Raw genomic sequence first — 7,593 nt, 5'->3', positions numbered from 1 at the left:
GCGCTCGCCGCCGCCTTCACCGCTCCGGCCTTCGCCACCGCGGCCCTGGCCCAGGCAAAGCCCGCGCAGAGCGCGCTGGTCCAAGCCCAGCCCCACACCCAGCCCTCGGCCGAGGCCGCCGCGCCCCAGGATGACGGCGTGCTGCGGGTCTGCGCCGCGGCGAACCAGCCGCCGCTGTCGCTGAAGGACGGCACCGGGCTGGAGAACCGCATCGCCGCGGCGGTGGCCGAGGCGATGGGGCGCAAGGTTCAGTTCGTCTGGTCGGAGAAGCCCGCGATCTACCTGGTGCGCGACTTCCTCGACAAGAAGCTGTGCGACGTCGTCGCCGGGCTCGATACCGGCGACCCGCGGGTGCTGACGACGAAGCCGTATTACCGCAGCGGCTACGTCTTCGTGACCCGGGCCAAGGACGGGCCCGACGTGACCTCCTGGTCCGATCCGCGGCTCAAGCAGGTCGGCCACGTCGCGGTGCCGTTCGGCTCGCCGAGCGAGACGATGCTGAAGAACATCGGCCGCTACGAGGAGGACATGGCCTACCTCTACTCGCTGGTGAACTTCCGCTCGCCGCGCAACCAGTACACCCAGATCGATCCGGCCCGCCTCGTCGGCGAGGTCGCGAGCGGCAAGGCCGACGTCGCGGTGCCCTTCGCTCCCGACGTCGCCCGCTTCGTCAAGGCCTCGTCCGTGCCCCTGCGCATGACCCTGGTGAAGGACGACGCCACCCGCGCCGACGGCCAGAAGGTCGCCATGCGCTTCGACCAGTCGATGGGCGTGCGCCGCGGCGACGACGCGCTGCTCGCCGCCCTCGACACGGCCCTCGTCAAGGCCCGTCCGGCGATCGACGCGATCCTGAAGGACGAGGGCGTCCCGACGGTGCCGACCGGGTCCTGATTCCCCGCTTCATCCCCTCGTCCCGCGGGCCGCCGGAGGTGGCCCCTTCCTGCAACAGAGCGTCACTTCATGATCCAGCGTAGGACCGCCCTCGGTGCCAGCCTCGGGCTCGTCATCGTCATCGCCAGCCTCGGCGCCCTGCCGCGGCCCACCACGGCCCAGAGCAGCGCCGTGGACCTGCGCAACGTCGTCACCGGCGAGAAGCTCGACTTCTCTGACGTGCTGCCGGAGGGCAAGGACACGCCGGGGGTGAAGCAGTTCCTCGCCACCGGCCACAACCCCTACATCACCGATGCGAGCTGCCTGAAGAAGGGCGAGCAGACCTTCCTCGCCGCCTGCTCGGGCTGCCACGGCCATATCGGCGAGGGCAAGATCGGCCCCGGCCTCGCCGACAATTACTGGACCTACCCCCAGAACACGACCGATGCCGGCCTGTTCTCGACGGTGTTCGGCGGCGCCAACGGCCAGATGGGCCCGCACAACGAGAGCCTGACCCTCGACGACATGCTGCAGGTCACCGCCTGGGTCCGCCATCTCTACAGCGGCCCGGTGGCCGATGCCGAGTGGCTGAACGACGAGCAGAAGAAGGCCTACAAGCCCTACAAGCTCGGCGAGACCTTCCCCGACAACCCGCCCGGGATGTGCGCCAAGACCGGCAAGTCCTGACGGCGACCGATCCCGGGTCGCCGCACGACCCGGGCTGACGGGGCCGGAGCCGGTCTTCGCTCCGTCTCCCGACCCGCACGCCCCGAACCATAATTCGACAGGAGGAACACCATGCGCCTGACCCTCGCCGTCATCGCCCTCGTCGCCGGCTCGGCCCTGCCGGCGCTCGCCTACGACGGCACCAAGTGTAAGGCCCCCGGCAATTGCTGGGAGCCCAAGCCCGGCTTCCCCGAGAAGGTCGCGGGGACGAAGTACGATCCCAAGCACGATCCCAAGGAGCTGAACAAGCAGGCCGATTCGATCAAGGCGATGGAGGAGCGCAACAAGAAGCGGGTCGACAACTTCAAGAAGACCGGCAAATTCGAATACGACGTCAGCAAGATCGCCGCCCAGTAATCCCGCAGCGCTTTCGAGCGGATCTGCTCGAAGGCGCAAGGCAAGCCCGACTGGGTGTCGGCGCTGATGCGCCGGACGCCTTGGCGTCGACGCGTCGATGCCAAGGCACGAGGATATGGCGCGTGCCGGGCGTGGCGCCGATCGCGCCGCGCCCCCGCGATTGCGATGCATCCGTCCCGGAGTTGTCGATCCGCATGAACCAGATCCGGCCGGCCGACGCGGCCCTGACCGACTGGCGCCAGGCCGCCCTGCGCTTCGAGGCGGAGATCGCCAAGGCGGTGGTGGGCCAGGAGCGGGCGATCCGCCTCGTCACCATCGCGATCTTCGCCCGCGGGCACGTCCTGCTCGAGGGCGATGTCGGCGTCGGCAAGACCACCCTGCTGCGGGCGGTCGCCCGGGCCCTCGGCGGCGCCTACGAGCGCGTCGAGGGCACGGTCGACATGATGCCGGCCGACCTGATCTACCACACCTACCTCGCCGAGGACGGGCGCCCGCGGATCGAGCCCGGCCCGGTGCTGCGCCGGTCGCAGGACCTCTCGGTGTTCTTCTTCAACGAGATCAACCGGGCGCGGCCGCAGGTCCATTCCCTGCTCCTGCGCCTGATGGCCGAGCGCAGCGTCCAGGCCTTCGACCGCGAGTACCGGTTCCCCCATCTCCAGGTCTTCGCCGACCGCAACCGGGTCGAGCGTGAGGAAACCTTCGAGTTGCCGGCGGCGGCCCGCGACCGGTTCCTGATGGAGATCGGCATGGAGGCGCCGACCGATCCGGCCCTGCGCCGCAGCCTCGCCTTCGATCCGCGCTTCCACGACACCGACACCCTCGTCGCCGAGGTCGCCGCGGACGTGATCGACCAGGGCGCGGTCGCGGGCATCGCGGCGGCGCTCCAGCACGGCATCCACGCCAGCCCCGCCCTCGAGGACTACGTCGTCCGGCTGTGGTCGGCGGTGCGCGAGCCGGCGAAAGCCGGGATCAGCCTGCCGGACGTCGCCATGGAGTCCCTGGTCCAGGGCGGGGCGAGCCCGCGCGGCATCGCCTTCCTGATCCGCGCTGCCCGGGTGCGGGCCTGGCTGGAGGGCCGCGACGTCCTGCTGCCCGAGGACCTGCGCGCTGTCTTCCACGAGACCATGGCGCACCGGATCTTCCTCGAACCGGTCTATGAGATGCGCCGCGAGCGGATCGTGCCCGAGTTCTGCCGCGCCGTGCTCGCCACGGTGCCGGCGCCGTGAGCACCGACATCCTCTACCGCCTGCGCGGCCCCGCCGCCGGGCCGGCCCCCGGTGCGCACCGCGCCCGCGACACCGGCGGGCTCGGGGTCTTTCGCGATCAGGTGCCGTTCTGGCGCCACCCGGACGCTCGCCGCATCGACCTGCGGGCGACCCTGCGCGATCCCTTCGAGGGCACGGTCGTGCGGCGGTTCGAGCAACGCCGGGCCCTGGAGGTCTGGGCGCTCGTCGACGCCTCGGCCTCGATGCGCTTCCGGGGCCGGGGCGAGACCTGGGCGCTGGTGACGGAGCTATGCACCGCGCTCGCCCGCTCGGCCACCCGGATCGGCGACGCCTTCGGGGTGATGGCCTGCGGCGCGCGGGCCGAGACGGTCGTCCCGGCCTCGCGCCGCCGCGGTACCGCCGAGGCGGTGGCGGATGCGCTCGCGGCGATCGAGCCCCGGGGCGCGAGCGCCGCCGGGCTGGCGGAGGCGGGGGCGAGCCTCGCCGGCCGGCGCAAGCTCGTTGTGGCGATCTCGGATTTCCGCCTGCCCGGGCCCGTGCTCGCGGCCCTGTTCGAGCGGCTCCAGGGCCACGACGTGGTGCCGGTCGCGGTCGAGGACGGCGCCTTCGACGAGGGCCTGCCGGCTTTCGGGCTGATCGAGCTGGAGGATCTGGAGGGCGGCGGGCGCCGCCGGGTGCTCATGCGGCCGTCCCTGCGGGCGCGTTGGCTCTCCCGCGAGGCGGACAGGCGCGAGGCCCTGCGCCGCCTCGCCCTGCGGTACGGCCGGCCGCCCTACCGCCTCGCCGATCGGTTCGACGGCGACGACTTCTCCCGCCACCTGCTCGGGACCGCCGCATGAGGTTGCGTGCCCTCCTGACTTTGGCGGCCCTCGCGGCGTGCCTGCTCCCGGCTCTGCCTGCCGCCGCCCAGATCGGTACCGTGACGGTGCGCAGCCCGCGGCCGTTCGGGCTGTTCCTCGGTGACCGCTTCGGCGCGACCGTCGAGATCGAGGCCGCGGACGGGTTCGTGCCGCAGGCGGCCTCGCTGCCGAAGGCCGGGCCGCTGACCTACTGGCTCGACCTGACCGGCCTCTCCGTCGCGGCCGGTCCTCTGCTGCCGAACGGCAACCGGCTGTGGCGCCTGTCGCTCGCCTACCAGACCTTCTACGCCGCCCTCGACGTGCGCCGCCTCGACATCCCGGCCTTCACCGTGACCTTCGCCAGCGATTCCGCCCGGGCGACGACGAGCGCGACCGCCGAGGTGCCGACCTGGCCGATCCTCGTCTCCCCCCTGCGCGAGATCCAGCCGCCGCCGGTCGCCGACCCGGTCGACTACCTGCGGCCCGAGAGCCCGGTGCCGCGCCGGGATCCGGGTCCCGCCCGGGCCCTCGCCTGGGCCTTCGCGGCGCTCGGCCTCGCCGGCCTCGCGCTCCTCGCCCGCGACCGGGCCTGGTGGCCGCTCCATCGCCGCCCGGCCCGGGCCTTCGCGGCGGCGGCGCGGCAGGTGCGCCGCCTCGCCGCCCGGCCGGAGGACGAGGCTGCCTACCGCGCGGCGCTGCTGGCGCTCCATCGCGGCCTCGACCGCACCGACGGGCGGCGGGTGATGGGCGAGGACCTCGCCGACTTCCTCGGCCGCCACCCGGCCTACGGCGCCCTCGCCCAGCCCCTCGGCCGGTTCTTCGCGGCCTCCCGCGCCGCCTTCTTCGGCCGCGACCCCGCGGCGGCGCGGCGCGCCTGGCCCTTCCCGGACCTCGTCGCCACCGCCCGCCGCCTCGCCGCGGCGGAGCGTGCGGGACCCCCGGCCGGAAACGGGGGCACGCCGTGAGCCTCTTGAGCCGCTTCGGGGTGACGGCGCCGGGCTGGCTGTGGCTCCTGCCGCTCGCCCTTCTGCCGCTCGCCGCCACGGCGCAGCGTCGCGTGCCGGTGCCCGCGCTCGCCATGGTGCCGGCGGACGGGCTGTCGCGCCTCGTCGATGCCGTGCTGACCCTCGCCAGCGTCGCGGGGATCGGCTTCCTGGTCCTGGCGCTGGCCGGGCCGCGGCTGGCCGGCGAGAGCGTCGTGCGGACGGGGGAGGGGGCTCAGGTCTCGCTGCTCATCGATCGCAGCGGCAGCATGAACGAGACCTTCGCCGGACGGCAGCCCTCGGGGGCCGAGGAATCGAAGGCCGCCGCCTCCCGGCGCATCCTCGAAGGCTTCGTCGGGCGCCGCGCCCACGACCTCGTGGCGGTCTCGGCCTTCTCGACCTCGCCGATGGCGGTGCTGCCGATGACCGACCGCCACGACGCCGTGCGGGCGGCGATCCGCGCCATCGATCGGCCCGGGCTGGAGGCGACCAACGTCGCCCGCGGCCTCGGCCTGGCCCTGTCGCAGTTCGGGCCCGGCGCGCCGCAGGCCTCCCGCGTCCTGCTCCTCGTCTCCGACGGCGCCGCGGTCATCGACCGGCGGGTGCAACCGCTCCTGCGCGAGGAATTCGCGAAGATCCACCCGACCCTCTACTGGCTCTTCCTGCGCACGGCCGGCTCGCCCGGCCTCGCCGACAGGCCGGCGGGCGAGGACACGCCGCAGGCCGCGCCGGAGCGCCATCTCGACCTGTTCTTCAAGAGCCTCGGCGTGCCCTATCGCGCCTTCGAGGCCGAGAGCCCGGAGGCGGTGGAGCAGGCGGTCCGCGAGATCGACCGGCTCGAGCGCAAGCCGATCACCTATGTCGAGCGCCGGCCGCAGCACGACCTCGCCGGCCTCGCCTACGGCCTCGCCGCCTTCGCGCTCGGGCTCCTCCTCGCCGGCAAGCTCGCCGAGACCGACCTCGCGGGATGGAAGGCCGAGGCCCGACGGTCGGTCCGCCCGTCCGAGGATCCCGCGTCTCAACCCACCCGGCGCGCCGCATGAGTGCCAAGCCCCTGTCCCTGCTCGGCAGGCCCCCGTCCATCGCCGCTCTCCTGCACCGGGCCCGGGGGCCCGTCCGCACCGGCCTCCTCGTGGCGGTGCCGCTCGTCGGCGCGGCCGGGGCGATCCTGTGCGCGGGTCTCGCCTGGCGCGACGTGAGCGCCAACCGGGCCATCGCGGCGCTCGAGGCCGGCACCGACCGTCCGGTGAGCGTCGACGCGCCGCCCGAACTCCTGCTCGCCCGCATCCGCTTCCTCGTCGCCCGGGAGCGGTTCGAGGCGGCCGAGCCGCTTCTCGCCGCCCTCGACCGCACCGGATCGGCGGACCTGCGCGGCCGCGCCCAAATCTCCCTCGCCAATGCGCGGCTGCGGCAGGCCTTCGCCAAGCTGGAGGCCGGGGAGCTCGACCCGGCCGCCCCCCTGGTGGGTCTCGCCCGCCAGGCCTATCGCCGGGCGCTCACCCTGCGGCCGGAAGCCTGGGACGCGAAGTTCAACCTCGACGTCGCCTCGCGGCTGGTGCGCGATTTCCCCGAGCGGGGCCGCGAGCACGGCGAGGAGATGCCCGCCGACCCGAAGAAGATCTGGACCGACATCCCGGGCCAGCCGCGGGGCCTGCCGTGACCGTCTCGGGACTGTTTCCCGATGCCGTGCGGCGCCTTCTCGGCGATGCCCGCGGGCGGCTGCTCGCGGGCGCGCTCGGCCTCACGCTCCTCACCCTCGCGGCGCCGCGGCTGCCGGTGACGGGGCAGCGCGTCGAGGCGGTGGTGGTGGTCGACATCACCGGCAGCATGAACACCCGCGACGAGCATCTCGACGGCAAGCCGGTGAGCCGGCTCGACAAGACCAAGGCCGCCCTGCGGGCGCTCGCCGCCGACCTGCCCTGCGGCTCCCGCCTCGGGCTCGGCCTGTTCGCCGAGCGGCGCACCTTCCTGCTGTTCGAGCCGATCGACACCTGCGCCGACTTCGCGGCCCTCGACGGGGCGATCGCCGGCCTCGACTGGCGCATGGGCTGGGAGGGGGACAGCCGGATCGCCGCCGGGCTCTTCCGGGCCATCGCGCTCGCGGGCGAACTCGGCAGCGACCTCGTCTTCGTCACCGACGGCCACGAGGCGCCGCCGCTGCCGGCTCGCGGCGGGCCCGCCTTCGAGGGCAAGCCCGGCGCGGTGCGCGGGCTGATCGTCGGCGCGGGCGGCCACGCCCTGGCGCCGATCCCCCGCTACGACGACCGCGGCCGGGAGATCGGGTTCTACGGCCCCGAGGACGTGCCGCACGAGAACCGGTTCGGTCCGCCGCCCCCGGGCGCCGAGACGCGCGAGGGCTACAACCCGCGCAACGCCCCCTTCGGCGGCGTGGCGCCCCGGGGCACCGAGCACCTCTCGAGCGTGCGCGAGACCTACCTGCGCGGCCTCGCCGCCGAGACCGGCCTCGCCTACGTGCCGCTCGACGATCCCGCGGGGCTGGCCGCCGCCCTCACGGCGGTGGCGACGACGCGGCCGCGGCCCGTCCTCCTCGACCTGCGCCCTTGGCTCGGCGCCGCGGCGCTCGCCCTCCTC

At 74.1% G+C, this 7,593-nt stretch carries 9 protein-coding genes; all 9 read left to right on the top strand.

Annotated features, from left to right (window positions below):
• Nucleotides 1-891: methanol oxidation system protein MoxJ (gene moxJ / locus QR78_RS29785; RefSeq protein ID WP_048431242.1), on the top strand; the 891-nt coding region annotated here is incomplete at its 5' end.
• Nucleotides 892-960: 69 nt separating this feature from the next.
• Nucleotides 961-1,557 carry a cytochrome c(L), periplasmic gene (gene moxG, locus QR78_RS29780; RefSeq protein WP_048431241.1) on the top strand — a complete coding sequence of 199 codons (597 nt, stop codon included), beginning with the start codon at nt 961-963 and terminating at the stop codon, nt 1,555-1,557.
• 111 nt (nt 1,558-1,668) lie between these two features.
• The gene (locus QR78_RS29775; protein ID WP_048431240.1) at nt 1,669-1,953 is read left to right on the top strand and encodes a methanol dehydrogenase [cytochrome c] subunit; all 285 of its coding nucleotides are present in this window, start codon (nt 1,669-1,671) and stop codon (nt 1,951-1,953) included.
• Nucleotides 1,954-2,147: 194 nt separating this feature from the next.
• Nucleotides 2,148-3,179 (top strand): AAA family ATPase, encoded by a 1,032-nt coding sequence (locus QR78_RS29770; RefSeq protein ID WP_048431244.1) that lies wholly within the window; start codon nt 2,148-2,150, stop codon nt 3,177-3,179.
• Nucleotides 3,176-4,018, top strand: a complete 843-nt coding sequence (locus QR78_RS29765) for a DUF58 domain-containing protein (RefSeq protein WP_048431239.1) — start codon at nt 3,176-3,178, stop codon at nt 4,016-4,018. Before QR78_RS29770 ends, QR78_RS29765 begins: the two co-directional genes overlap by 4 nt.
• Entirely contained in the window at nt 4,015-4,983 is a 969-nt protein-coding gene (locus QR78_RS35230) for a nonribosomal peptide synthetase MxaA (RefSeq protein WP_089504118.1), read from the top strand. Before QR78_RS29765 ends, QR78_RS35230 begins: the two co-directional genes overlap by 4 nt.
• On the top strand, nt 4,980-6,044 hold the full coding sequence (locus QR78_RS29755) for a vWA domain-containing protein (RefSeq protein WP_048431237.1): 1,065 nt from the start codon (nt 4,980-4,982) through the stop codon (nt 6,042-6,044). The genes QR78_RS35230 and QR78_RS29755 overlap by 4 nt, the downstream gene beginning before the upstream one ends.
• Nucleotides 6,041-6,661, top strand: a complete 621-nt coding sequence (locus QR78_RS29750; RefSeq protein ID WP_053221161.1) for a hypothetical protein — start codon at nt 6,041-6,043, stop codon at nt 6,659-6,661. The genes QR78_RS29755 and QR78_RS29750 overlap by 4 nt, the downstream gene beginning before the upstream one ends.
• The coding region (locus QR78_RS29745; RefSeq protein WP_048431236.1) for a VWA domain-containing protein at nt 6,658-7,593 on the top strand (936 nt) is incomplete at its 3' end. The genes QR78_RS29750 and QR78_RS29745, both read left to right, overlap by 4 nt.

It is taken from the genome of Methylobacterium indicum (genome assembly GCF_001043895.1).
In the GTDB taxonomy this organism is placed as follows: domain Bacteria; phylum Pseudomonadota; class Alphaproteobacteria; order Rhizobiales; family Beijerinckiaceae; genus Methylobacterium; species Methylobacterium indicum.
The sequence above is the reverse complement of the archived record's forward strand: the minus strand, read 5'-3'. Positions and strand labels throughout refer to the sequence as shown.